Source organism: Caldivirga sp., assembly GCF_023256255.1.
GTDB lineage: Archaea > Thermoproteota > Thermoprotei > Thermoproteales > Thermocladiaceae > Caldivirga.
Map to the genome: position 1 here is coordinate 2,084 of NZ_JAGDXD010000068.1, position 23,005 is coordinate 25,088.

The 23,005-nt window shown below is 41.3% G+C and carries 25 protein-coding genes, 1 tRNA gene and 1 pseudogene; 9 read left to right on the forward strand and 18 right to left on the reverse strand.

Annotated features, from left to right (window positions below):
• Positions 1 to 426: pseudogene (locus Q0C29_RS10390) on the reverse strand (hypothetical protein); the annotation flags it as partial.
• A 268-nt stretch (positions 427 to 694) separates the two neighbouring features.
• On the opposite strand from Q0C29_RS10390, the gene Q0C29_RS10395 reads away from it, so the two are divergent.
• From Q0C29_RS10395 to Q0C29_RS10405, 3 genes are all read left to right on the forward strand, one after another.
• A tRNA-Leu gene (locus Q0C29_RS10395) sits at positions 695 to 782 on the forward strand.
• A 42-nt stretch (positions 783 to 824) separates the two neighbouring features.
• Positions 825 to 980, forward strand: coding sequence for a hypothetical protein (locus Q0C29_RS10400; protein WP_292000593.1), 156 nt, complete (start codon positions 825 to 827; stop codon positions 978 to 980).
• A gap of 442 nt (positions 981 to 1,422) precedes the next feature.
• Entirely contained in the window at positions 1,423 to 2,475 is a 1,053-nt protein-coding gene (locus tag Q0C29_RS10405) for an ATP-binding protein (protein ID WP_292000594.1), read from the forward strand.
• Positions 2,476 to 2,873: 398 nt separating this feature from the next.
• Here the strand turns inward: Q0C29_RS10405 and Q0C29_RS10410 are convergent, their stop codons facing one another.
• From Q0C29_RS10410 to Q0C29_RS10435, 6 genes are all read right to left on the reverse strand, one after another.
• Positions 2,874 to 3,620 (reverse strand): hypothetical protein, encoded by a 747-nt coding sequence (locus tag Q0C29_RS10410; protein WP_292000595.1) that lies wholly within the window; start codon positions 3,618 to 3,620, stop codon positions 2,874 to 2,876.
• 4 nt (positions 3,621 to 3,624) lie between these two features.
• Positions 3,625 to 3,915, reverse strand: coding sequence for a hypothetical protein (locus Q0C29_RS10415; RefSeq protein ID WP_292000596.1), 291 nt, complete (start codon positions 3,913 to 3,915; stop codon positions 3,625 to 3,627).
• The gene (locus Q0C29_RS10420; RefSeq protein ID WP_292000597.1) at positions 3,905 to 4,222 is read right to left on the reverse strand and encodes a helix-turn-helix domain-containing protein; all 318 of its coding nucleotides are present in this window, start codon (positions 4,220 to 4,222) and stop codon (positions 3,905 to 3,907) included. The genes Q0C29_RS10415 and Q0C29_RS10420 overlap by 11 nt, the downstream gene beginning before the upstream one ends.
• A gap of 159 nt (positions 4,223 to 4,381) precedes the next feature.
• The gene (locus Q0C29_RS10425; protein WP_292000598.1) at positions 4,382 to 4,696 is read right to left on the reverse strand and encodes a hypothetical protein; all 315 of its coding nucleotides are present in this window, start codon (positions 4,694 to 4,696) and stop codon (positions 4,382 to 4,384) included.
• Positions 4,697 to 4,771: 75 nt separating this feature from the next.
• On the reverse strand, positions 4,772 to 5,071 hold the full coding sequence (locus tag Q0C29_RS10430) for a hypothetical protein (RefSeq protein WP_292000599.1): 300 nt from the start codon (positions 5,069 to 5,071) through the stop codon (positions 4,772 to 4,774).
• 49 nt (positions 5,072 to 5,120) lie between these two features.
• The gene (locus tag Q0C29_RS10435; protein WP_292000600.1) at positions 5,121 to 5,468 is read right to left on the reverse strand and encodes a hypothetical protein; all 348 of its coding nucleotides are present in this window, start codon (positions 5,466 to 5,468) and stop codon (positions 5,121 to 5,123) included.
• Positions 5,469 to 6,363: 895 nt separating this feature from the next.
• Here Q0C29_RS10435 and Q0C29_RS10440 point away from each other — a divergent pair.
• The gene (locus Q0C29_RS10440) at positions 6,364 to 7,476 is read left to right on the forward strand and encodes a saccharopine dehydrogenase C-terminal domain-containing protein (RefSeq protein WP_292000601.1); all 1,113 of its coding nucleotides are present in this window, start codon (positions 6,364 to 6,366) and stop codon (positions 7,474 to 7,476) included.
• Positions 7,477 to 7,641: 165 nt separating this feature from the next.
• Here Q0C29_RS10440 and Q0C29_RS10445 read toward each other — a convergent pair whose 3' ends face one another.
• Positions 7,642 to 8,574, reverse strand: coding sequence for a thiamine-phosphate synthase family protein (locus Q0C29_RS10445; RefSeq protein ID WP_292000641.1), 933 nt, complete (start codon positions 8,572 to 8,574; stop codon positions 7,642 to 7,644).
• Between the two features lie 130 nt (positions 8,575 to 8,704).
• On the opposite strand from Q0C29_RS10445, the gene Q0C29_RS10450 reads away from it, so the two are divergent.
• Positions 8,705 to 9,415, forward strand: a complete 711-nt coding sequence (locus tag Q0C29_RS10450; protein WP_292000602.1) for a hypothetical protein — start codon at positions 8,705 to 8,707, stop codon at positions 9,413 to 9,415.
• 20 nt (positions 9,416 to 9,435) lie between these two features.
• Here Q0C29_RS10450 and Q0C29_RS10455 read toward each other — a convergent pair whose 3' ends face one another.
• The 3 genes from Q0C29_RS10455 to Q0C29_RS10465 all read right to left on the reverse strand — a co-directional run bounded on the left by Q0C29_RS10455 (position 9,436) and on the right by Q0C29_RS10465 (position 12,916).
• Positions 9,436 to 11,493, reverse strand: a complete 2,058-nt coding sequence (locus Q0C29_RS10455; RefSeq protein ID WP_292000603.1) for a Sip1-related alpha-galactosidase — start codon at positions 11,491 to 11,493, stop codon at positions 9,436 to 9,438.
• A gap of 166 nt (positions 11,494 to 11,659) precedes the next feature.
• A complete protein-coding gene (locus tag Q0C29_RS10460) occupies positions 11,660 to 12,289 on the reverse strand; it encodes a hypothetical protein (RefSeq protein WP_292000604.1) in 630 nt (209 codons plus the stop codon).
• 51 nt (positions 12,290 to 12,340) lie between these two features.
• The gene (locus Q0C29_RS10465) at positions 12,341 to 12,916 is read right to left on the reverse strand and encodes a cysteine hydrolase (RefSeq protein ID WP_292000605.1); all 576 of its coding nucleotides are present in this window, start codon (positions 12,914 to 12,916) and stop codon (positions 12,341 to 12,343) included.
• A gap of 150 nt (positions 12,917 to 13,066) precedes the next feature.
• Here Q0C29_RS10465 and Q0C29_RS10470 point away from each other — a divergent pair, with 150 nt between their 5' ends.
• Both Q0C29_RS10470 and Q0C29_RS10475 read left to right on the forward strand, forming a co-directional pair.
• Positions 13,067 to 13,435: a hypothetical protein gene (locus tag Q0C29_RS10470; protein WP_292000606.1), complete on the forward strand. Its 369-nt coding sequence runs from the start codon at positions 13,067 to 13,069 to the stop codon at positions 13,433 to 13,435.
• 64 nt (positions 13,436 to 13,499) lie between these two features.
• Positions 13,500 to 14,216 (forward strand): recombinase family protein, encoded by a 717-nt coding sequence (locus Q0C29_RS10475; RefSeq protein WP_292000607.1) that lies wholly within the window; start codon positions 13,500 to 13,502, stop codon positions 14,214 to 14,216.
• 187 nt (positions 14,217 to 14,403) lie between these two features.
• Here Q0C29_RS10475 and Q0C29_RS10480 read toward each other — a convergent pair whose 3' ends face one another.
• Together Q0C29_RS10480 and Q0C29_RS10485 are read right to left on the reverse strand one after the other, a co-directional pair.
• Complete coding sequence (locus Q0C29_RS10480; RefSeq protein WP_292000608.1) at positions 14,404 to 14,946, reverse strand: Mut7-C RNAse domain-containing protein; 543 nt, start codon at positions 14,944 to 14,946, stop codon at positions 14,404 to 14,406.
• A gap of 284 nt (positions 14,947 to 15,230) precedes the next feature.
• On the reverse strand, positions 15,231 to 15,983 hold the full coding sequence (locus Q0C29_RS10485; RefSeq protein ID WP_292000609.1) for an SIMPL domain-containing protein: 753 nt from the start codon (positions 15,981 to 15,983) through the stop codon (positions 15,231 to 15,233).
• 164 nt (positions 15,984 to 16,147) lie between these two features.
• Here Q0C29_RS10485 and Q0C29_RS10490 point away from each other — a divergent pair, with 164 nt between their 5' ends.
• Positions 16,148 to 16,564 carry a hypothetical protein gene (locus tag Q0C29_RS10490; protein WP_292000610.1) on the forward strand — a complete coding sequence of 139 codons (417 nt, stop codon included), beginning with the start codon at positions 16,148 to 16,150 and terminating at the stop codon, positions 16,562 to 16,564.
• 5 nt (positions 16,565 to 16,569) lie between these two features.
• On the opposite strand, the gene Q0C29_RS10495 is transcribed toward Q0C29_RS10490, so the two are convergent.
• Complete coding sequence (locus Q0C29_RS10495) at positions 16,570 to 18,462, reverse strand: arginine--tRNA ligase (RefSeq protein ID WP_292000611.1); 1,893 nt, start codon at positions 18,460 to 18,462, stop codon at positions 16,570 to 16,572.
• Positions 18,463 to 18,518: 56 nt separating this feature from the next.
• Positions 18,519 to 19,355 (reverse strand): hypothetical protein, encoded by an 837-nt coding sequence (locus Q0C29_RS10500; protein WP_292000612.1) that lies wholly within the window; start codon positions 19,353 to 19,355, stop codon positions 18,519 to 18,521.
• Positions 19,356 to 19,487: 132 nt separating this feature from the next.
• Here Q0C29_RS10500 and Q0C29_RS10505 point away from each other — a divergent pair, with 132 nt between their 5' ends.
• A complete protein-coding gene (locus tag Q0C29_RS10505) occupies positions 19,488 to 20,480 on the forward strand; it encodes a dihydrodipicolinate reductase (protein WP_292000613.1) in 993 nt (330 codons plus the stop codon).
• A gap of 63 nt (positions 20,481 to 20,543) precedes the next feature.
• On the opposite strand, the gene Q0C29_RS10510 is transcribed toward Q0C29_RS10505, so the two are convergent.
• The 3 genes from Q0C29_RS10510 to Q0C29_RS10520 all read right to left on the reverse strand — a co-directional run bounded on the left by Q0C29_RS10510 (position 20,544) and on the right by Q0C29_RS10520 (position 22,886).
• A complete protein-coding gene (locus tag Q0C29_RS10510) occupies positions 20,544 to 21,797 on the reverse strand; it encodes an SLC13 family permease (RefSeq protein ID WP_292000614.1) in 1,254 nt (417 codons plus the stop codon).
• Positions 21,798 to 21,852: 55 nt separating this feature from the next.
• Complete coding sequence (locus Q0C29_RS10515; RefSeq protein ID WP_292000615.1) at positions 21,853 to 22,089, reverse strand: hypothetical protein; 237 nt, start codon at positions 22,087 to 22,089, stop codon at positions 21,853 to 21,855.
• A 218-nt stretch (positions 22,090 to 22,307) separates the two neighbouring features.
• A complete protein-coding gene (locus Q0C29_RS10520) occupies positions 22,308 to 22,886 on the reverse strand; it encodes a hypothetical protein (protein ID WP_292000616.1) in 579 nt (192 codons plus the stop codon).
• Between the last annotated feature and the right edge of the window lie 119 nt (positions 22,887 to 23,005).

Genomic DNA, 23,005 nt, shown 5'->3' on the forward strand with positions numbered 1-23,005 from the left:
GTATAGATGAACCACAAGCGACCTATTGCCATTATTTTCGCCGGTCACTATAATGTCCACTGTCTCGAGTGGGTTCATTAATTCCATTAACTGCCTCCAATAAGTCTCAACCCACCTCTTCCTAAGCGTCTCAAACATCTCAGTCATCTTCTTAACGATTTTTCTGACTTCCTTCACCTTCCTGTTTTTATCATCCCTATGCTCCTTAAGCCAATGTGCAAGTAAGTTGATTAATTCATCAATGAAGACTCCTGCCTCGAGCTTACTTCTATGCTTATCAAACCTGCTTTTAAACTCCTCAATTAGTTCCTTAACCTCCTTGATAACGGCTTCATCAGTTAAAGGCTCCTTACAAATAAGTCTCCTACCACGCCTAACACCCCAGCAAATCCTTAATTTCTTAACATCCATCTGGGCCAAGGACATTAATAGTTCATGCTTAAACTCCTTAAATACTATTTTATTACAAAAATTAAATAGAGCTCAGTAAAAGTTTCAGTCCACTCCTCGTTTATAACCAATATGAAGTCAACAAATAAGAGATAAAAACTTAAGTAAAGCAATAAAGCACATAGTTAAGTTAATTAAGTGGAACTGCCTTGAAATCGACTTTACGCTTTTATGAAAGATTAAGCAATCAGTACCAAATAGAGGAAAGCTTAAAACAGGGATAACGAATCGCTGACTTGCACTTGCGGGGGTGCCCGAGCTTGGTCAAAGGGGGCGGGTTGAGGTCCCGTTGGCGTAGGCCTGCGTGGGTTCAAATCCCACCCCCCGCACCAGTTAGTCATGTCTAACATTTATAAGAGGAAGTAGGGCTTTGTTTGAACATATTGAGGGTCTTGGTTATAGTGGTTTTGGTAATGTTAGACATTTCAATGATAGTGATTGCTCAAAACATAGGACAAGTAATAGCAGCAATGCTAATAGGCTCACGTCCACAGACTCTACTCTATGACTCACAAAACGGATACATATGAATAGCTGCCTTTAATCCAGATGCTGTCCTAGTATACGATCTATAATAATGAATTAAATAATAGCAAAAATACTAATTAAGGTGTCAATGGTCATGGCTATCCCTAAACCTGGCCACAAGCTTACTTGCATTAACCCCTCCTTAACATGCGTGGAGCTGTCATCGTCCAGGTTAACCAATTCATCATTAGCCTTAAGCCTACTATAACTAGCTTAAACATACCTTACCTTTCCACATCTAAGGTCTCTACCTGGATTAGCCTAAGGGATTAATGCGCAGTCCGCTGGAGGTTATCCATTAGGCTTTTATCAAACCATTTAATACACGGATGATTAAGATTCATAAATTAGGATTTAGCTAAGATTTAGCGTACAGATTAGGCCATTAAATATAGGGTAAGGTTTATTTACTAAGGGGGGTTAGTAACTTAGGGGGGTTAGTTCATGTTGTTTGACCCTGCGCCTAAGCGTAGCAGGGATGATTTATTCAACTTTGAGAATGAGCTTAGGCAATTTGTTCAATCATTAACCATGGATAGGTTGATACTCGTGACTGGGTTGAGGAGGTATGGTAAGACATCGCTAATATTGACTGGGTTAAGTGAGGCTAAAGCTAGGCACATCTACGTTGACTGCAGGCTCCTGCCAAATAATCCAACGATGAGGGACCTAATAGGCCTCATGGTTAACAGTGGATTGGGTAATGGGTGGTTCAGGGATATTATCAGAAGCCTTGACTTCATAGAGGTTGGAGTGTTTGGGGTTAGATTGAGGGTTAGGAGGGTTGGCGAGGGTCTCGTTAGGTTAATTGAGGAGTTGGGAGAGTCCGTGCTTGTCCTCGATGAAGCCCAGCTACTAAGGGGTATTAAAGGGTTTAATATACCGAGGCTACTGGCCTACATCTACGACCATTTAAAGACTAGGGTTGTGCTATCCGGCTCCGAGGTTGGGTTACTTTACGACTTCCTAGGTCTCCACAAGCCTGACTCACCGCTTTTCGGTAGGGCTTATAGGGAGGTTAGGTTAAGGCCCCTTAGCGAGGATAAGGCCATCGAGTTCCTTAGGCTGGGCTTTAGGCAGGTGGGTATTGAACCCCCTGAGGCCATCATCCACGAGGCCATTAAGAGACTTGGTGGCGTGGTGGGTTGGTTAACCTACTTCGGCTACAATTACGCTAGGGGAATGAGAGACCTAGAAGCCATTATAGATGATGCATCTAGGCTGATTGCCTCAGAGGTTAATAAGATGCTTGACGTATATAGCGTAGCTAGAGCCAGGTATGTGGCTGTTCTAAATGCCGTAGCCACCTTAGGTAAAGCCAACTGGACCTCTATCAAAAACATAGTGGAGGCTAGGCTAGGCAAAATACCAGACACCACGCTCAATAACATACTTAGAAACCTAGAGAGGGTTGGAGTAATTGCAAAGACTAATAAGGAGTACACAATAACTGACCCAATTACGCGTGAGGCAATCGTTAGAGACTATGTTAAATGATGCTTAATTGGGCGTGGGCCTGCGTGGACGATGTGATTTAGGTAAATTCACTACGCCTGGGAAATGCTAGATCTAGGGGGTAAGCATTATTAGTTACGAGACCTACACTGTGGGGATACTTAACAGTACCATTATGCGTGAAATTAACATACTTAAACACTAATTACCTTCTTAAGTATACCACATTTAAAAATACTATATACCGAGTAATATTCCTCACCATACTCATAGGGATGTATAACGGTACATCAATACCAGTTGACGTCTTAACAAGTGTAGATGCAGTATATGAAGAAGACTTATCATTTACCATGCAACTCAACATCACTTCCTAAACTAGGAATTAGTGGGTTATGTTGAGTAAACGAGACTAAATTAGCGTAGGGATAAGGCGTAGGTTAGTTTATGGTAATACTGCTTGATATCGAATCTAGGATTAATTCTATTCCGCAGCCTGGCTTCGTCGCATTGATTGTTCCTGTTCCTGCTATTGAATTTCCTGGGTAGCTTACTGTGCTTGACGTTGCGTCTATTAGTAGGCATGTGTTTGTTGGCGTGCTTACATTTAGTGATGAAGCCGTTGAATCTACGTGGTAGTGTCCCATTCCCTTAATACTGATATTAGCTTCTGAGGATTGTATGGTTATTGAGGCGTTACTTACGTTCGATATCTTCATAGTTATGGCTGAGGCTGATAAATGTAGGTTAAGGTTTCTTAAACCATCAATATTTAGATTAATGGCTGATGCTGAATCTTTAAACGAAACACTAGCAGTACTTGATGGCACGTAAATGCTAATACCTACTATGCATGTGTATACTGGATAAAACTGCCCACTTGGGCATGTTGCTGAGCTGATATTAATGTATGTTACTTCACCAATCCTACTAACCGTGTAGTATACTGTTGGTTTAGGCATTAGTGGTGTATATATTATTGTTAAGTTGACCTCAGTGCTTTGGCCATCATATTCATCAATATGCACAATACCCGGTACCTTGGATTCAATAGCAATTACAGGTGTTTCCGAGTAATTTGAGCCATACGTGACGTGACTCAGCATGTTTGGCGCCACATATATAAGTAGATATGCCACTGCAATGGCTACTATTATCACCATTATTGCCTTCACAACCAAATCCATGTTCTCACTCCTCAATAGCCTTCTTAAGCTCATCAATCTTAGCGTTCAATTCACTAATCCTACTACTTAACTCGCTTAGCTGCTTCTCTAAATTGCCACCGGCTTCAACACTTCTCCAAGCCATAAGCTTAATAACCCTCGCCCATACACTTATCGCGATTATAAAGACTATGAAGTCGAATACTACACCATCAATGCCGGTGTACATTACCACTAGGGCTCCGACCACGGCTAGGGCTGCCCACACTATGGCTGTCACTATTATTAGACCCCTCTCGCTTAAGTTACTGCTCACGGCTGCCACCCATTAATTTCACTATGTAGTCTGGGTACACGGTTACCTTGAAGTCCACTAATTGGTAATACCTCAAAGCCCTCGCTTCCCCAGGCACTAACTCCACCCTTGAGGTTACTAGGCCGGCTTTCTGGAGCTTGTTTAAGTGTACTTTTGCTAATGCCCTGCTTACACCAAGCCTCTTCGCTATGTCTGCCAAGTAAAGTTGCCCATTCATCCTCAGTAATGCTATTATCCTTAACCTCATTGGATGACCTAGGGCATCCATTATCCTCGCCAGCTCCTCTAGGGAGTTCACCTCCACCATGCTTGTCCATTGTGTAATTAAAAAATTACTAGTATTTAAATATTACCCCACTCATAGAATGAACGGTCATGATAATGTAAGGGGCATACCTTAACAGTAGGAGTAGCTGTATTCAAATTATCTTAATAGTTCTCAATCTTAAATAATTCTGACTCAGTATCATATATTAAGATTGCTTAGATGCTTCCTCCTATATGTAATTATCATAGTTATCGTAGTTATAATAGTGATAACCCACAGTATGATCATTGTATATGCATTGTCAAAGAGAATGTAATACCAAGAGTCATTAATTAACTGCGATTCACTGCTTATGTATAGTGAGTTATCAAAGAAGTAGAGGAAGTACTTATCATTCACCAAGAACACCGGCGTTATGTATGGTAGTATGGAGTCTGGGCTTGGTGTGTTTATTATAGGTAGCTTCAATGGCCTAGTGAATTCATGAATCACGAAACCGCTTGTTACGTTCATGATTGCTACCAACTCCTTATACCCATAAACACCATAAGATACACTACGAGCACCGTTATGCCTTTATCCATAGGATTAAGTGCCGCTTAGGTTATTGATTAGGAAACCAACTTTTGGCCTACCACTTAATAGATCTATGCCGCATAAGGATGAGCCGTAGCAAGGATTTATAAGTACGCTATCCACGACAGTGGAGTAGTAAATACCTTCACTTTCCATGTTAGTTAGGTTTTCACGGTATATTACTGATCCATTAGAATCATTAATAAGCAACAGCACATTACTATTATTATATTCGCTGTAAAGTAAGGTTACGTAGTTATTAACTGTAGCTAACATAGGTGAGGTTCTTCCAAACACCCATGAAAGATCCACGTACTGCGCCATTGGTACTTCCCAATTAAGTTTAAGTGACCCATTTTCATTAATACTTAATTTTACTAAAGTACCAGGTTAAAGAAGACCCCATTGATATTACGTAAACACTATTATTCACAATGTTGAACATTAGACTAGGGAAATTAATGTAAAGCATGCATATAGTACTCTTATTACTGTAGATTGAACTGAAGAAGCCATAATTCAGAGTTACTCCATTGCTCTCATTAACCCTAAGCAGGCATATTCCAGGGACATAATTATTAACAATACTGCTTCTATTTATGCACGTATACACTATGTTTAATGCCCTGTCTATACAATTAACTTTCATTTGAGGCCAAGCTATGAATATATCCGTAGTGTTTACCGCCGTTGGTGGGTAAACTCTCATTATACACCCATTACTTAGATCAAAATCGTGAATTTCCAAAATTGCGTGCTGCTAGTATTAATATACCCTAGCACAATGTACCTGCCGCAGGATGCGATTAAACCATTCACATCACTCATAGACCGGATATAGGGTAATGGACTTAGGTAGAGGTAAGCGTATGTTACTAGTAGAGATAGAGTGAATAATGATACTGTAATTAATAGGAACCTTAACTTGGGTATACTGGAGTTAATAGGATAAGTAAATAAGCATTATGGTATGTATCCGTAAGCTAATTCTACCCACGCTTCTTGCAATTCTTACATAACCATTGAACACGCATATGATGGTAATGATTATATTAAACTTGATAACACCAATAATGCTTTTACATTTCTTATCTAGGCCGGTTAAATGCATGAATTTAACAATCTCTATGGAGTTAATTTAAGACGCAAGTATTAAGGGTTATTATTTAATCATTAATAGCTTTATAACAGTTAAATCACTACATATTGGATCATTCAGTATCAATATACTCCTCTTAAGCTTCATGGAGCACTCAATCGCATCTGAGGTGCATACTTATCTCATAGCGAATCTAAAAGTTATGAGCAAGTTCATGGGTTTCATGTCAACACTAGCGTTCGTTAATTCATTCCGTATCTTTACTATTGGTTCCTTTAGTTGATTTATTAAATCTACGACACCAGATGCTTTATGAATTTTCCTTAGGCATTCATCACCCGCATTGGCTAAATGATAATTAATTTTACTGCATTTCATTAATTATTTCATAAAAATTCACTAAAGAATTATTTATCTTTATTTAACACTATTCTCAATATGCATTATCCTAATTGATGAGAATACTTTTTAGAACCCTATTAATAAGGTTAAATGGGTCTTAATTATGGGTGTGGTCACTGTGGTAGGCTTAGGTTCAATGGGTAAGGCTGCCTTATACTACTTGCTTAAGCACACTAATCATGAGGTGTGGGGTTATGATAAATCAAGTGAGGTTGTTAACAATGCATTAAGCTTGGGGGCTAATGCCGTCAGAGCTGATGTAATGGATGATTCAGTCACCAAGAAGATAGCAAGTAATTCTGATGTCGTCTTAACTGCTGTGCCACAATCCATTGCTGATTCACTGGTGATTAAGCTTCATGATTATGGAGTTAACGTTGTTGATTTAATATTCCTATGGAAGTTCAGTGATGAGGTGGCGGGTAGGGTTAAGAATGGGCCTCTTGTAATACCTGCCTGTGGATGGGCCCCAGGCTTAACTAATCTGCTTGCAGTCGCAGCATCCTCAGAATTAGATATAGTTGAGGAGGTGGGTATCCACGTTGGTGGTAATCCAGTGAACCCAAGGCCACCGCTGTACTATGACCTGCTCTTCTCGGTTGAGAGCACTATTGAAGAGTACGTGAGGCCAGCTACCATTATGTTTAACGGTGAGTTAAAGAACGTTGACCCATTATCATTCATTTACCCATTCAAGACATGGCTTATTGAGGGTGATTTCTCGGAATTCTACACTGATGGCCTATCAACCCTAATCGTCACTATGCCTAAGTGGTTTAGAACCATTAAAACAATGTATGAGAGGACCATTAGGTGGAGCAGGCACTTGGAGGTAATGAGGGTTCTTAAGGACCTTGGCTTACTCAACAATACCGATGTGCTTGTTAAATCACTAGGCAATGTCCTTAAGCCTGGAGTTGAGGATTTTTCACTAACAATCGTGGAGGCAAAGGGCATGATTAATGGTGAACCTGCCAAGATCGCATTCGAGGGGATTGATTATGCGAGGGAGGGATTCACTTCAATGGCTAGGTTAACTGGGTTCACTGCAGCTATAGTTGCTGATTTAGTTGCTAAGAAGGCTATTGTAGGTAGTGGTTTAGTTCCAATTGAGGAGGCTTATGTTAGGAATAGGGATGTTTTACGGCAAGTGCTTAATGGGCTTAAGGCTGAGAACGTGAAGTTCATGCTTACGAAAACGGTAACGGCACCTTAAATATTAATTAATACCCCATTAGATAATGCTGATTATTGCTGCAGCATCACTATCCCCCTTGAATCCAATCCCCTAGGGCAACTAAGGAGAAACCACCACAGTGAGGAGGCCAGCGGGAAACGTAATCGCTGCGAAATCACGGCAAATGGGAAACACTAAGATGCATTACTTACTTGTCTTGGTTAACTTAGCCACTTCCTTAGCTAATGAAACAATGTTGAGTGCTACTTCAACGGCGTTATTACCGAATACATATGTTATTGGTTCAATACCGTAACCTCCAATATCTACAATTACCTTGGGTTTACTGGCTACGTAGGCTGATATGACCCTACCTATTATTTCCTCTTCAGTAGGTTTCATTGACCCGCTCGTCTTTACCATACTCCATCCAAGTGACTTAATGGCCTCCTCCACATCATTCCCCCACTTAACTGAGGCAACAGCCCTAGTTGATGGGTCACTATGTGAGATCCCTATAAGTATCATTGCTAGGTGGCTGCTGGCTCCGTATGTTGGGGGGTTCCACGCCTTCACTCTTCCCTCAACCTTATCTATCCTACCTGGTACAGCGGCAACATCACTTGGATCCCTTGGGTTGGGTATTGCCTCAGCTATGTTCATTAGAACACCTGGTACTAATAACGAGACCTCAGGGTTAGCTTCAAGAATCCTAATTGCCTCCTCCACATTCATAACCACCGCATCCCTCGGCATTATTACTATTGAGCAGACATTGCAGTTAGTGGGTATGTCAGCCTTAATCATCCTATGGGCATCACAGAGCCTTAGGCTAGCTAGGTCCAGTAACAGGGTACTCATAATGTATCTTGACGCTTCATCATAACGGTCATTAATGATCATTTCAACCACAGCCTTACTAACGTTAATAACTAGACTCAGTAAGTTAAGCTTCCTAGCCTTCTCAAGGTAGTAATCATACTGATTCATCAACCTGTTAACCATTGGTTGAGTAACCCCAAGTACTTTAGCTATCCTAGATTGAGAGTAGCCTCTTTCAGCAAGCTCCCTAGCCACCTCAGCCTTAATTAGGGGTATGACCTCATCAACCAGGAATTCCAACCCCAGGTTAAGCACATTAATCAAGCTAACTAAAGCACCTAAACTTTAAAACCATTACTCACGCACCATAGTTACTATGCTGCTTATGTCGAGTTACCTGTTATCATGGAGTTAATGGTTTAAAAGCACCTACTGGGTTTAACATATGGCTAAACGAGGACCAGTTAACTTCTACGTAATGCCGGTTATCCTAACTATCTTACTCCTAGTTGGTGTGTATGCGATTAGTATAACGGTTTTAACAATAAGACATCCGGTTAATAACACACAGTTAATGTATACTTCATTAATCTCCTGGAGCATTAACGAAACTAAGGTTCTACTCCTAGAGGCTATAAACACATCTTCACCCCAGGAGTACCTGCATGGTATTAGCCTTAACAGTCTATTGAGTATTAGGGTAATTAACTCCGACTCATTAACCATAGGTAACTTAACCTATTGTTATGCCCCAATTGAACTTTCAATCAACAATGCCCTAATCTGGCTCAGTAATGTAACCATGGGCGAATACACGATTAATGTAAAGATCTTCAACACCACCTACTACAATGGCAATTACCTAGTAACATTAAACATATACAGGGGTAATAGCAGGGTTGGTTCCATTACGTATAATTACGTTATACCGATATTAGCCGTAAAGTCACCTCAAGTGAACGCGTGGAGGGTGGGCAATGTCACAATACTAATGATGGATGCTTGGTACTACCTGGTTGTTAATAAACCTGAACAACTAGTACCTAGTGGTAATCAGACCCTTTACCCTCATGGATCACTCTCACTATGGCTAATTATTATACCTAAGGATGATTGCTCATCATGCTGTGTGATTAATTACTCAAGGGTAAGATGAAATAGCCTTTGATTTAGTACCTATATTCTCCTTTGCTCCCCTGCTTTTACCTTAATCCTCTGCATCTCGCCATTTTTTACATAAGCTAATGTTCCCTCCTCCTTAACCTCAACTATTAACTCATCATTAATTCTACCTACCTTTATTGGATATGGAGGTAGCGCCTTCTCCACAATGCCTATCGCTGCCTTACCATTAATTAATGGTGCAAGTATCACTATTTCAGTCTCTAAATCACCTAGCTCAATCCTCAGTGAACCTGCTGGGTCAACAATACCCCAATCTCCACTCACAACCTTATAGTAAGCGTACTGGCCCATTAGCTTCATTGGCATGTTACTTAGCTTAAACTCCTCACTAATCTTAACACCATCCTTATTAACATTCATGAAGGCTACCGTTGGGTAACCGTTAACTGTTGAGGCTAGTTTAAGCAATACTGCCTCATTGTAGGGGTCCCTGAATAAGACATCCCTGGTTGGCAATGCTGGTTCATCAACCCTAACAACATCACCATTACTGAGCGTAATCCACTTAATTAACTCCACGTTAGCCCTCTCGGGTTCACGGTCAGTTATGTATACTGGGCCTCCGCTAAATATCCTTGTTACGGCAATAAGCTTGGCTGATGGATCATAGCTCATCCACATGTCGTAATCTGGATAACCGAAGTGGCTATACAGTAAGCTATTGTAGACACTCCACATTGTGTGAAGCTTAGCGTCTGTCCTCCACATTGGGATGTAGTCTATTGAAATCCTCAAGGCGTTACTAATCGCGTAGTTGCTGTAATTACCGGGAAGCATACTCATGCAGTTCAAGATATCTAAACCATTAGTAGTGGATGCTAATTGTAGACCCAGTTCAACAGCTGCAGTGGCTTCCGCATCATTAGCGAAGCCCCTGTATAGGTGATGTATTGACCACTGGTTATCAACCTTAACGAAACTAAAGCCATTACCCTTGAGTACCTTGAACCAAGCGTCATAAAGCCTGAAGGCACTCTCAAGATTAGGCTTAGGTACGTAACCCCTACTTGTCTTGAAGCCCTCAGCGTTAAGTGCATTAATGAACTTCTCAGATGCACCATTCCAGTACAGGTTTATGGTGAACCAAAGGCCAATGTTACTTATGCCTAAGTTCTTTAAATCATCCACAAGGGCCTTGAAGCCCCTTGGGAACTTCACTTTGCTGGGCTCTGTACTGTTAATTACACCGTTCCAAAGGTCTTGCCAACCATCATCAATTATAATCCACTTGATGGGTACACCCTTATCTTTAAGTCCCTTAACAATTTTAACCACATTATCATGGCTTAAATCCTCGCCTAACAATGCATTCCAACTGCACCACCCTAGACCATTCATGAACAGTGGTTTAGCCTTACGATCCCTTGTCTTAAACACAGCCACCCTAGAGGCTGAGGAAACTGCCTTAGCTATGGCATCATATGGATCACTACTAGTGGCTATGGAGGCTACGTAACTTAGGTTAACTTCATCATTAGGCTTACTGGTGTAGGTTCTTATTATAAGGCCCTTATCAAGCCATGCGGTTAATTGACCATTAGAGAAGGTAAACAATGCAGTGTACTTCCCATCACCTAAATCTGTAAGTGCCATTACAGTGTAGGGGTATAATTCATTATAGTCATTAGTAAGCATTGGGTAGGACCAGCAATCCAATGGATCACCCTCAACTAGGCCAGTTACCTTAATCCTTGGTGGGTAATCCGGCTTATCAGACGGCGGCTCAGACCTAGGTTGCTTACCTTGAGCAACGTAGTTATAGTAACCAAAGGCCTTTCCTATGAATGGTCCCGCTAAGCCTAGGAAGGTTAAGGAAAGCACCCTACTTGGCTTGGGTTGATTAAGAATCACTGATACTGGGTACTTACTGAGCCGCTTACTTGACTTGAGGGATATGCCTATTATTGATGCTGATTCATCGTTAATGATCCTTAACTCACCTGAACCATAACCACAGAGGTTGAATGAACCTAAGGGGGCCTTCACACCGCAGGTTGAGCCGTCATCAAAGCTGATTATTAGGCTGGAAACTAGGTTACTTAAACTCATTAAGACTAACCCTAATATTAGTTTTAAAGCATTACCAATAATGAACATGAGTAACCATGAGAGTTAAGTGAAGTAGCTGATCCCTGGTTAACCAAAAACAACATCAGGCTATTGGGGATTATGGGAATTTATGAGCAGGTAGATCCTGATATCGGTTGGAGGTATCTTAAGCTGACTCATTCTCATTCCTACTCATGAGTATACCTAACCATGGGTTATCCTTAACAAAGCTTGGTACATTATCGGGTACTTGAATATTAACCTCCTGCCCCATTGCCCTAGTATGCGCCACCTCCTCGCTTCTTTGAGTACTACGCTTAAGCTCATTAATCACCTGCGTTAATTGATTAATCTTATCCTCAAGTTCCTTAACCCTACTTTCAAGAGAATTAACAGTCCTCTCCAAGTACTCTACCCTCTGATCCATTCCTTGTCCTTTACTAGATGCGGTTTCAATAGGTATACTTCTCATAACCTCCTTAATTGATGATTCATCAACAACCATTACTCCTATACCAAGCTTCTTAACTAAGCCACCATCTATGAAGTTCACAACCTCAGGTGTGGTGACTATGTAGTACTTGTTGTAGAGAACCCTGTCCTTAGCCATTAAGGCAATCTCCTTAGCAACATCACCCTCAGTGGGTATTTCTAAGTAAAGTCCCTTATACATGATCGTATTGTTGCCTTCCTTACACACTATGTAATCATCACCCTTATCCATTTCCACTAGCCCATTTTCCCTAATCCACTTGTCTAGGAACTCCATGGCTTTAGCAACAATGAAACTAGTCATTACAGGGTAATAGCATGAGCTGAAAAATATAAACCTAACCTTTTAATGCGACTACGCCCATATCTTAGTCAACTCACTTGAGGTTATTACTGGGAAGAATGACCTCATGTTCTGTAGTGATCTTTCATGCCCATCCCTACTACGTGAGGAAACAGCATCACTAATTATGATTGGTATGAAGCCTAATGCATACGCATGCCTTGCACTAGTCTCAACACCAATCTCAGTTGCTATGCCAGTGAATACTATGGTTGACCTCCCTGAATTACGTAGCAGCAATTCAAAGTTTGTACCAACAAATATGCTCCAAGTATTCTTATTAAGCACTATTTCACTCTCCTGAGGCTGAATAACCAGCTCCATATCCTCAGGTCTAAATCCTCCCCTCCACTGCATTAACCTAGTTGTTAATGGTTCAAAACCCCTTGGATACGGTGTTATCCTGGTGAACACTATTGGCACCTTAACTCTCCTGGCGGCCTCAATAACCCTGGTTAATGCGTTTAAGAATTCATCCTTATTGAATATTGCATTATAGAGTGCCTTATGCACATCCCAGACAACCAGAATTGAATTACTTGGTTTAAGTAAGTCCCTTAACATATCTTCACTTAGGTTAAGCGCCATACCGATATCGATACTGACCCATTAATAAACCATTCCCCATAATAGAATAACCTAGAATTTCCTATTAAAGAGTTCATGAAAAATAATCACAATATGTAACATTATACATGAAGCATAAAGTATTTAAACAGTAAAATCATATATTAAGGTATGTCAACACAACTAGATCCAATATCAGTAGCCAGGATGCCTGAAGGTCAAAGGGAAAGCACCATCAAGGGTGTTTTAGAGGGGCTCTTTAAAATGAAGCAGGATGATGCCTTTAAGGCCTTAAGATCAGTAATCCAGACTTTAGCAGAAAGGGCTACTGACCAAGAGTACATTAACTGGTGCTTAACCACAATGAGGATTCTAGCCAGTTACCCTGATGATGTGGTTAAGGCTGGTTTAACGCTTAGGAGGAACGTAGTATCAAGTTTAGATAAGAGACTTGCCGATAGGGATGCTGCAATAATTAGTAGAGTGCTTAACATGCTTGATAATAACACTAGGCAAAAACTAATGCGAAACATGTCCTAAACTACTCCCCTTAGGTTATCACTTAAACATAAGTGTTATTATTCTGCTTGCTTATTGGGGTGCGATGGTTAACGCAGTGGCTTACCTTAGGGTTTCCACTGAGGAGCAGGAGCTTGGTCTTGATGCCCAGCGTGATGGCTTGCTTAAGTTCGCTTCAGCTAGGGGTATTTCAGTGAGGGAGTTCTTCATTGATCAGGGTGTGAGCGGTAGTATCCCAGCGTTTGAAAGGGAGGGGTTTGGGAGGGCTGTTGAGTATGCTAAGGCTAATGGCATTAACCTACTCCTAGTATACAGCCTGGATAGGCTTAGTAGGAGCTTCACAGACCTCTTTAACCTACTTAGGCAATTGGATGAGGATGGTATTGGCGTAGTTAGTGTTCGCGAGGAGTTCCTACAGGACCTTAACCCAATGGTTAGGAGGCTTGTTTTAAGTATTTTAGCCTGGGCGGCTGATTATGAACGTTATCTGATTCGTGAGAGGACTAGGGCCGCACTTAGGGCTAAGGGTGTGGTTAAGGCTACTAGGGTCGACCCAAGCTTAGCTAGGGCTGTCACCGTCCTTTACCAGTATGGTGAATCAATAAGATCAATATCAAGTAAACTAGGGCTAAGTGAGAGGCAGGTTAGGAAGATACTGTACAGTAATGGTGCATTAACACCACCACCAGGCACATGCCCAAGGTGCTTCCACAAGCTGAAGTGGGATGAACAATACAACACATGGTACTGCCCAAACTGCGGATACCTCACTCCCTCTTCCCCCACACCTCAACGATCCTAGTCACCACTCATTCTCACTAAACCATGAACCCACCTTAATGATTAAGCAAGACTAATGCCGTGATTCATCCTAGTGTTTCACTGCCTCAGCTAATTATGGGTAATAGGTACTTGAGATGGGGTCCACCTTGACATCATTAGGCAACTCACCCTGCATTAGAAAGGGCGGGTCCTTTGCCAGTATAAGATTAAGATGAAGCTACATTGATGACACACTCCGCATCCAAATGCTCAATTGTGCATTTGGTCATCAGTCCCTTTACTAGGCTTAATGTGTAACTAATACCTCTGTGGTGGCTGCCTATCCAATAGTACCTGCCGCATCCTTCACACTTGAGTAGTGTTGGGTTTCTACTAATAACATTCAATGGTACCTTACCCATGGCGTCCATTGAATTAACCTTAGTTAACCTACCACCGCATATTGGGCATAGTGAATTATCGCCTATAAGTGGCTCAACATTAAGTACTATTAATGCTGCGGTTAACCAATGAATGTGATCGTCAGTTAATAGAAGTAGTGTGTCGCCACGACGCCTATTAAATAAACCCTTATCCCTAGTTATGACTAATCCGCTTAAATTCACTAACTCATCGTCACTGAAATCATCCCTGTAGACAGTCATTACCCCAATCATCCTCAGCCACCTAGATAACCAACCAAGCATAGAGTCAACGTAAACAATTCCTCCACTAACCTCACATGGTTTAACTAAACCAATACTCTTCATTTAACAGTTAAACTTAATTCAAGCAAGGCTTAATAACTTACTGCTGGAAAAACATTTAAGTGATGTGAGGGAGTACGTCTGAGCACTGATGAAGTGGTCCTAAACTGAAAAATAATTTACACAACTCCTAAAGTTAATCAGTTACCATGCAGTTAAGGTGAATCATTTAACTTAGTACTTAGTCCAGTTTGAGTAATATTGGCCATTGTCACTTTAAATCAAAGCTATTCTAAGGCTGATAGGTTAAAACATTGATTTTAAGCCTGTTAAGAAACTTGCTTAAATCATCCCTTACACAATACTGCAATCATCGTTACTGATGCACTGGCTGACCCTGGACCTGGATTAATCTGAGGTGGCGGAGGTAATGTAGGTGCTAAGGATGCTACTTCTAATAGGTAGGGGATTGGTTGAGTGAAGTAGTATTGTTCATTAACCACTTTAACTGAAACTATGGTTTCATTTAATGCATTAGCAATAGTACTAACCTTACTATAGGCGTCTAACACGGCCATTCTTAGGGCGTATAATCGAGCCTCATTAGATAATTCTGGGTTTATGTAGGAACCTATTGATACACTGTCTACCCCAATGCTGACTAAGCCAGATAGTAACTCTCCTAATAGTGTTTGGTTCAGTGGGACTATTATAGTCATTGTGTAGGTTGCCTTATAGCCCTCGAACGTGCCGTATGAACCATACTGAGGATTCAGTGAAAAGGAACTAGTGTAGTTTAATCCAAACCCCCTTACTAGGGTAATTGCATCATCAGCCCTAGACGCCACATTGATGTAAGCCCTAGTGGCATTCATGTCTGGTGCCGGTGTCTCTATTGTTAAACTTACAGTGAAACCACTTGGTGGTATTGATACACTGTACGAACCCTCCACGTTAACCGTAGTATTTAATGCGCAGCTGGTTAAGGCACCATCATTAGTTGCATCATAGTAGCCACTATGAGAACTGACTAGAAACGTTACGGCTACAGCCAACATTACCGCAAGTATTAGGGCTACCGCTAAACTACTGGCCTTCATAGTTGGTGCTGCTACTCTGGAGTTATTTTAGCTACCTCATAGTACAGTGCGTACAAGGGATTAGAACACATTCATTAATTATCATGCTAGTCAATTCCTTAAGTAGTGTTGAAACTTAAGGTGGAAGCCAGAGTTTATTAAGCTCACCGTGGTTAGGTTAGGTGATGAGCACCATAGCCATTTCCCCACTGTTCCTGGATATAGTATTCTCGCTAGTTATAATTGTGCTTGGCTTCGTGATATTCGTTGAATCACTGAGTGATTATAGGCTGGTTTCAGCGGTTAAGAGAATAATGGCTAAGAGGGTTATGATTAATCCCGTTAACGTTAAGCAGTACGCCATTATTCAACTGTACCAGAGGAGCATGATTAAGGGCTACTTTAGGATTATTAACGCAACCTTGAAGGATCCATCAATAGGGTCAGTTCTAATAAGTGAAGATAAGGTTCTGGTTAAGTTATCTGAAGGAATTAGAACCCCAGTGGATACTGAACTCCTTGTTACAGTTAGCGTTAGAGGTAGGTTAGACGAGTACTACATTAAGAGTGGGATTAAGGTTAATGTTAAGTTGGCCGAATAGGGCATTTACATTTTACTCAACACTGGTATACCCAGTATATTCATTGAGTTCTCTAGGACTATTTTAACAGCCTTAACCAACGCAAGTCTAAATTCCTTAAGCCCAGGCTCAGCATTTATGACTGGGTACTTCTCGTAGAACGTGTTGAACTCTAAGGCTAACCTATTCATGAAGCTAACTAGATTCTCTAACTTAAGATCCTCTGAAACCCTCAATAGCACCTCAGGGAATTCACCAATCATAAGTATTAAGTCACCCTCCTCTTGACTTAATGTGCTGGGTACTGTGTATTGTAATGGTTCAATACCTGCCTTACTTAGTATTGAGAATGCCCGCACGTAAGTGTACTGTATGAATGGTCCACTATTTTGGTTCATATCCAGTACTTTACCCCAATCAAAGACTATTTGCTTACTTGGTGATACTGAAACGAAATAGTACCTAATAGCCCCAACCGCCACTGCATAGGCAACTTCACTAGTGTTTAATCCGCCACGACTTGAGGCTATTGCCTTAACCCTCTTAACAGCATCCTCAAGGAGGCCATCAATTGTTACGGCTTGCCCCCTGCGGCTACTCATCTTTGCTTCACCTAGATTAACCATCTCGTAGGCGTAGTGCACTATACGGGATGCATCATAACCAAGCAGCTTAAGCATGATCCTTAACTGAGCCTGCGGGTGAGTCTGCTCCACTGCAATGACCCTTATTACAGTGTTTGGGTTACAGTTGGTTAGGCACCATACGGCGTACGCCACATCCCTCGTTAAGTATAATGTGGTTCCATCACTCCTGTTTAATGTAGCTGGTGGTATGAACTTAGGTAGTTTAAGCTCATCCCAAAGCTTAAGCTCTGAGGCGGCCTTATCGGCTCTAAATACGTATACACCATCCTTAAACTCCACGTAGCTTGGCGCTGCCTTAACCAGGTCCATTATTATGCGTCTAGCTAAGCCACTGTAAACCGCTATTTCTGATTCCCAATCATAGGAATCGAACTTAACGTTAAATAACCTGAAGGTTTCCTCAAAACCCTTAAGGACCAGGTTAACCGCCTCCCTGACAATGCCCTTAACACCTTCATCCCCATCCTCATACGCCTTAGCCATCCTGGCAACCTCAGCATTAACGTCAATGTTTGATAAAGACTCCACAAGGGCGTTTACAAGCTCCTTATCCTTACTTAACCAATCCGCAATAACCCCAACCCACTCGTCCCTCTCCTTAATTAACCCCCTATACTCCTCCTCACTCTTACCTTCAAGCAACTTAGTGATCCTCTGCACTTCAGCAACGGCGTTAGTGACGGAGTATATAATCCACATTACGTGGTCAGGTTTTTGACCAGCCTCAATGCGCTCCTTAGCTAACTCCCTAACTTTACTGTAGCCTAAGGCAAGGTACATTACTTGGATTCCAGTATCATCTAGGTAAAACCTTGCTGAGACGTTATGCCCCATGAATTTAAGTAGCCTAACCAGTGAATCCCCAAGGACCATGTTCCTACAATGACCTATATGTAACGGGTGAAGCGGATTAGCGCTAGTGTGTTCAACTATTATGTTAAGCTGCTTAATGCCTGGGACTTTACCGTAATCTGGCCCTAGGCTAATGGCTGAGTCAAGGACAAGTTTACCGTAATTAACTAGGTTAACGTTAGCGTTCAGGAAGCCGTTAATGAATCTTAGGTCCATTAGGTAATGAGATTTAATTCCCTTAATACCCTCATTAACCTCACTACTTAGGTTAGGTCTACTCCTAATTAAGTCATGAAGTGGAATGGATAAGTACCCGAAACCGGCTCTAGCCTTAATAACCTGTAAGTCCTCCACTCCCGTTAACTTAGCAGCAATGCCCTTAAACTCACTTATCAATGCCCTATACGGATTATACTCCACTAGGGCGTAGTCATTGCAAGGCTAAAAACATTTCCTCCAGCTAAGAAGACCCTTGCCTAAGCCTCCTCACAGTTAATGCTACTTAAGCTTAGCTTACATAGTATTAATTCACTACCCTTAGGTTCAATCTCCTCAGCAGTGCCATTACCTAGGCCATAAGCCTTAATAAGTGTACTGGATGCCATGACTACACCTAGGCTTGATTTAATCATAAACAAGTTATAGTACTTTCTCCTCCTCTCATTGTTTAAAACACTTGAACTATACATTAATGTTACGTATACCTCAATGTCGCTTGGCTTAATGAGTAGGAAACCTGCGTTTAAAGCTGACTTAAGCCAATCACCATTCCTAATTAAGCCCGCTAACTTACTTAGCGCATACCCTAAATCACTAGCATCATCGTAAATCCTGGCCAGTAACTGGGCTAATACGTAGGTGTCATTCATTAACTCAACCTTAAGCTTAACGCCGTACCTGCTCTTTAAGTATTCATAAACCTTAAACTTATCTACAACACCATTATGAACAACGTACAATTCCCCATCATTAACCTGCGCATTAACAGGATGCACAGTAACTGTACTTACAACATTCTTATCATCAGCATTAAGCACATGCATAACACCACTGTAGACCACACCCATCGATTGGGTTAATGATTCAAGCACCATATTGAAGCTTGGGTCATCATAAATGGGTTTAGCAGCCCTATACAACGTGAGTTTACCATCCCTGGGATTACCCTGTATTACCGCTAAACCCCACCCATCACTATGAGTAACGACGCCACTGGGCCCCATTGGGTCTGCTTTTGCAGCTTCCTTAAGCTTAAGTAAGGTCTCCTTAACTAAATTAGGGTCACTTACTACTAAGGCTGCGAACCTACACATAGTTACTTAACTAACGTTAAACCTTTATAAGTAGTACACATAACATGCATTACACCTATATGTGGGGTTTAGGTTAAGTTGAGAAGGCGTAGGCTTAATGCTTAAATACCTTTAACTATTTGTTAAGAATTAATGAGTAATCTAAGGATTGTGGTATATGGCTTAGGCCCCATAGGTCAATTAATAACTAAAGTGGCGTTAGAGAGAGGAATGGAGGTCACTGGGGCAATAGATATTGACCCCAGTAAGGTTGGTAAGGATATTGGTGAAGTATTGGGTTTAGGTAAGAGTGTGGGTATTAAGGTTGAAAGTGATGCCGATAAGGTATTATCAAGCTCAAGACCCGATGTTGTACTTCACTCCACTGGCACATGGCTTGATAGGGTTTACCCACAGTTAGTTAAGGCAATTAAAGTCGGCGCCGACGTGGTATCCACATGTGAGACGTTGGCATGGCCGTGGTACAGGTATCCTGACTTAGCTGAGTTAATAGATAGTTACGCTAAGAGCCATGACTCAACCGTACTTGGTGCTGGAGTTAATCCAGGTTTCATCTTCGATGCATTACCAGCAGTATTATCCATAACACTGGTGAGGCTTAATAAGATAAGCATTATTAGGTCACTTAATGCCGCCGAAAGGAGACAGTCATTCCAGAGGAAAATTGGCTTAGGAATGACTCCTAGTCAATTTAAGGAAGCGTTAAGTAGAGGGGAAATAACTGCACATGTTGGCTTCGCTGAATCCATATTACTTACTGCAAGCATCATTGGTATTAACCTCACTGAGGTTAAGGAGAACCAGGAGGCCATAATAGCTGATAAGCATTATGAAACCCAGTACTTTAAGATTGAGCCTGGCCAAGTCCGTGGCGTTGATGGTTACGGGGTTGGGTTAGTTAATGGTCATGAAGTCATTAAGGTTGAATTAAGGGCATGTGTCGCCTGTGAGGATTATGAGGAGGTTAGTCTTGAAGGTGAACCAACCATAACCTGGAGGAGTAGTGGAACACCAGGTGATCCAGCTACCGCTGCCGTTGTTGTTAATCTAGCTGATAGGGTCACCGAGGCTAGGCCTGGTTTAATAACTCTTAAAGACTTAATAAAATACTCATACAGTTGGTAAAGTTCCGTTAAATAATAATCAAGCTTAGGCGCTTAGCCGCTCCTCATGCATTGGATTATGTTATTAGATGAATTTTAAGTAAGCATAGTAAATGCCTGCATTAACTAGTGTTACTGGAATACCGTAAAGTAGGAATTCAATGTAACTGAAACGTGGACCCCCTCTCTTCTCACTTGCCTGCAGTATTATTATGTTACTTGCCGCGCCTATTAACGTTAAGTTACCTGCTATTGTGCTTGCCGCTGCTAAGGCAACCCAATCATTAACATTCCCTGGCCCAACACCTAGGCTTGACATTAGGGGTAAGTATAAGGCCACCATGGGTACATTACTAATGACTTGGCTCAACAGTATGCTTGCGGCAAAAATACCCCAGAGAGTTGTGGGTGCTGGTAATGCATGCGCCAGGTAACTTAAAACACCTGAAGTATACGCACCCTCACTCACTATGAATAAGGCCATGAAGAATACCAGCGTCTGCCAATCCACATTACTTAAGACCTCCCCCCTCCTACTGCTTAATGCGTACACGACAGTTGCCCCAATTAACGCAACTAATGCTGCATTTAGGTTTAGGCCAACTAAATCTGACGCAACAAGCACTGCAACAATAAGGATGAGCATTATTAACGCTAGGTTAGATAAGGCTGGGTCACTTAAACTTATGCTTAGACTCTTAACCTCTAAGTCATCCATGGCGCTCCTCCTGAAGAGGACAAGCATTAAGGCATATGTTACTGCTAGGTTAATTAATGTTGGTATCGCTAAGTACATGATGAAACTTACAAATGGCCTAGGTATCCCCGATTCAATTGCTATGAGAAGGTTTTGCGGGTTGCCAATCGGCATCATTACTGAACCTATGGTGACTCCATATGCAAGCGCATAGAGGAGGGGCTTAACATCAATGTTATTCGCCGCCTTACCACTTTCAATAATCATAGGCGTGAAACTGGCCGCTAATCCATCGTTGGAAATAACCATGCTTAATACTGCTGATGATAGGAATACTTTACCTATTAGGTTATACATTTTCCTGCTTGATGATACAAGCCTGTAGGCCACGTAGGATAGGAAGCCGCTAACCTCAAGTGCTGATGCTATTGTGAACAGCGAGAAAAGGAATATTATTACGTCCAGGTTAATTGAACTTAAGGCTTCACTAGGGGTTACGACTCCTGTACCTATCATTATTGATGCACCAATTAGCATAGCTACCCATGCCGGCACATCAAACCTTCTCGACACTCCCCTTAACACTATTAGGCTGTATGTTGTCAGTAATGCGATTGACGCGGCAATAAACCTATACTCCATGGTGAGGCACCTCCTATGCGCGTCTCTTATAAACCTATGCCTACTACCTCATGATTCAATACGACGCCGTGGCCTTACCCTTTAACAGTGAGTATAGGAAGTCTAATGCGCTTGACCAGTCTAATACATCGTCATCATAATCAACATGCTTCATTAGTATAATCCTCTTACGAATAGTAACGCTTAGGTTACATTTATCGCAGTATAACTGGACATGCTTATTATATTCCCTTAACGTGAGTTTATTACCGCATCGGGGGCAGTCTAGCGTTAATTTCAATTCAAAGGCCATCGGCTTTAAATTCCGGCTTAGAGTTTATCAGGTTATTAGTTATTTTAAACACTATATTGAAATACACTTAAATCACCTAAGCCATGTGAATAAGTACACTAATAGTTTTAGGGATAACCCATGGATAGTGATAATTAAGGAGCACCCAACCAACGCTGAAAGGCTTAAGCATTATGGAGTAAGAATTAGACAGGTAGCTTCAAATTAAGAAATTAACATTAATACATGAATAATTGCTTCCTTTCATCTATCTTAAGGAACAATATTACTAATGGCTGCTGGGTTTTAGCAATATCATTAACTCTTGAAACTACGTATGATAATAGTGTTGGGTCATTATCCTTAATCATTTGATTAACCCTTGAGACACCATATAAGTCCACTAACTCCTTTAGGAATTGTACGGTTAAGTAATTGGATACTGCATCAATGCCGCATATTTCATTATTCTCAACAAGAGCCCTCCTAATTAACCTACTCATCTTCCCAATCTCCCTCTTACCTAAAAGCTTTAAGTCATCAATTGATTCCGTACCCTGATCCTCCTGACTCTCACGGAACATTAACTTAACTCTCTGCCTCCACTTAACAACCCACAATTCAATCCACTCATTCACAAACCTCTTTAAATCCCCATTTCTATAGAGTCTGCATAAGTAGTTTAGTGACCTGCTTCCGTGAAGTGTTCTAACGTATATTATGAAGTCATCCTTGGCGAATGAGGCTAGTACCCTAGTTTCATTTGGGTTAATGTTTTGAATACCATTAACTAAACCATCAATCAACAATTGGTTCACTAAACCTTCCAGTTCACCTTTATCACATGTTTGGGGTTCCACAGTTCCCGCCTCCTCTTTAGAATTCAGAGGAGAGGGTGTTAATAAAGGTTATTCAGTGTTTAGCTATTAAGCTCTAT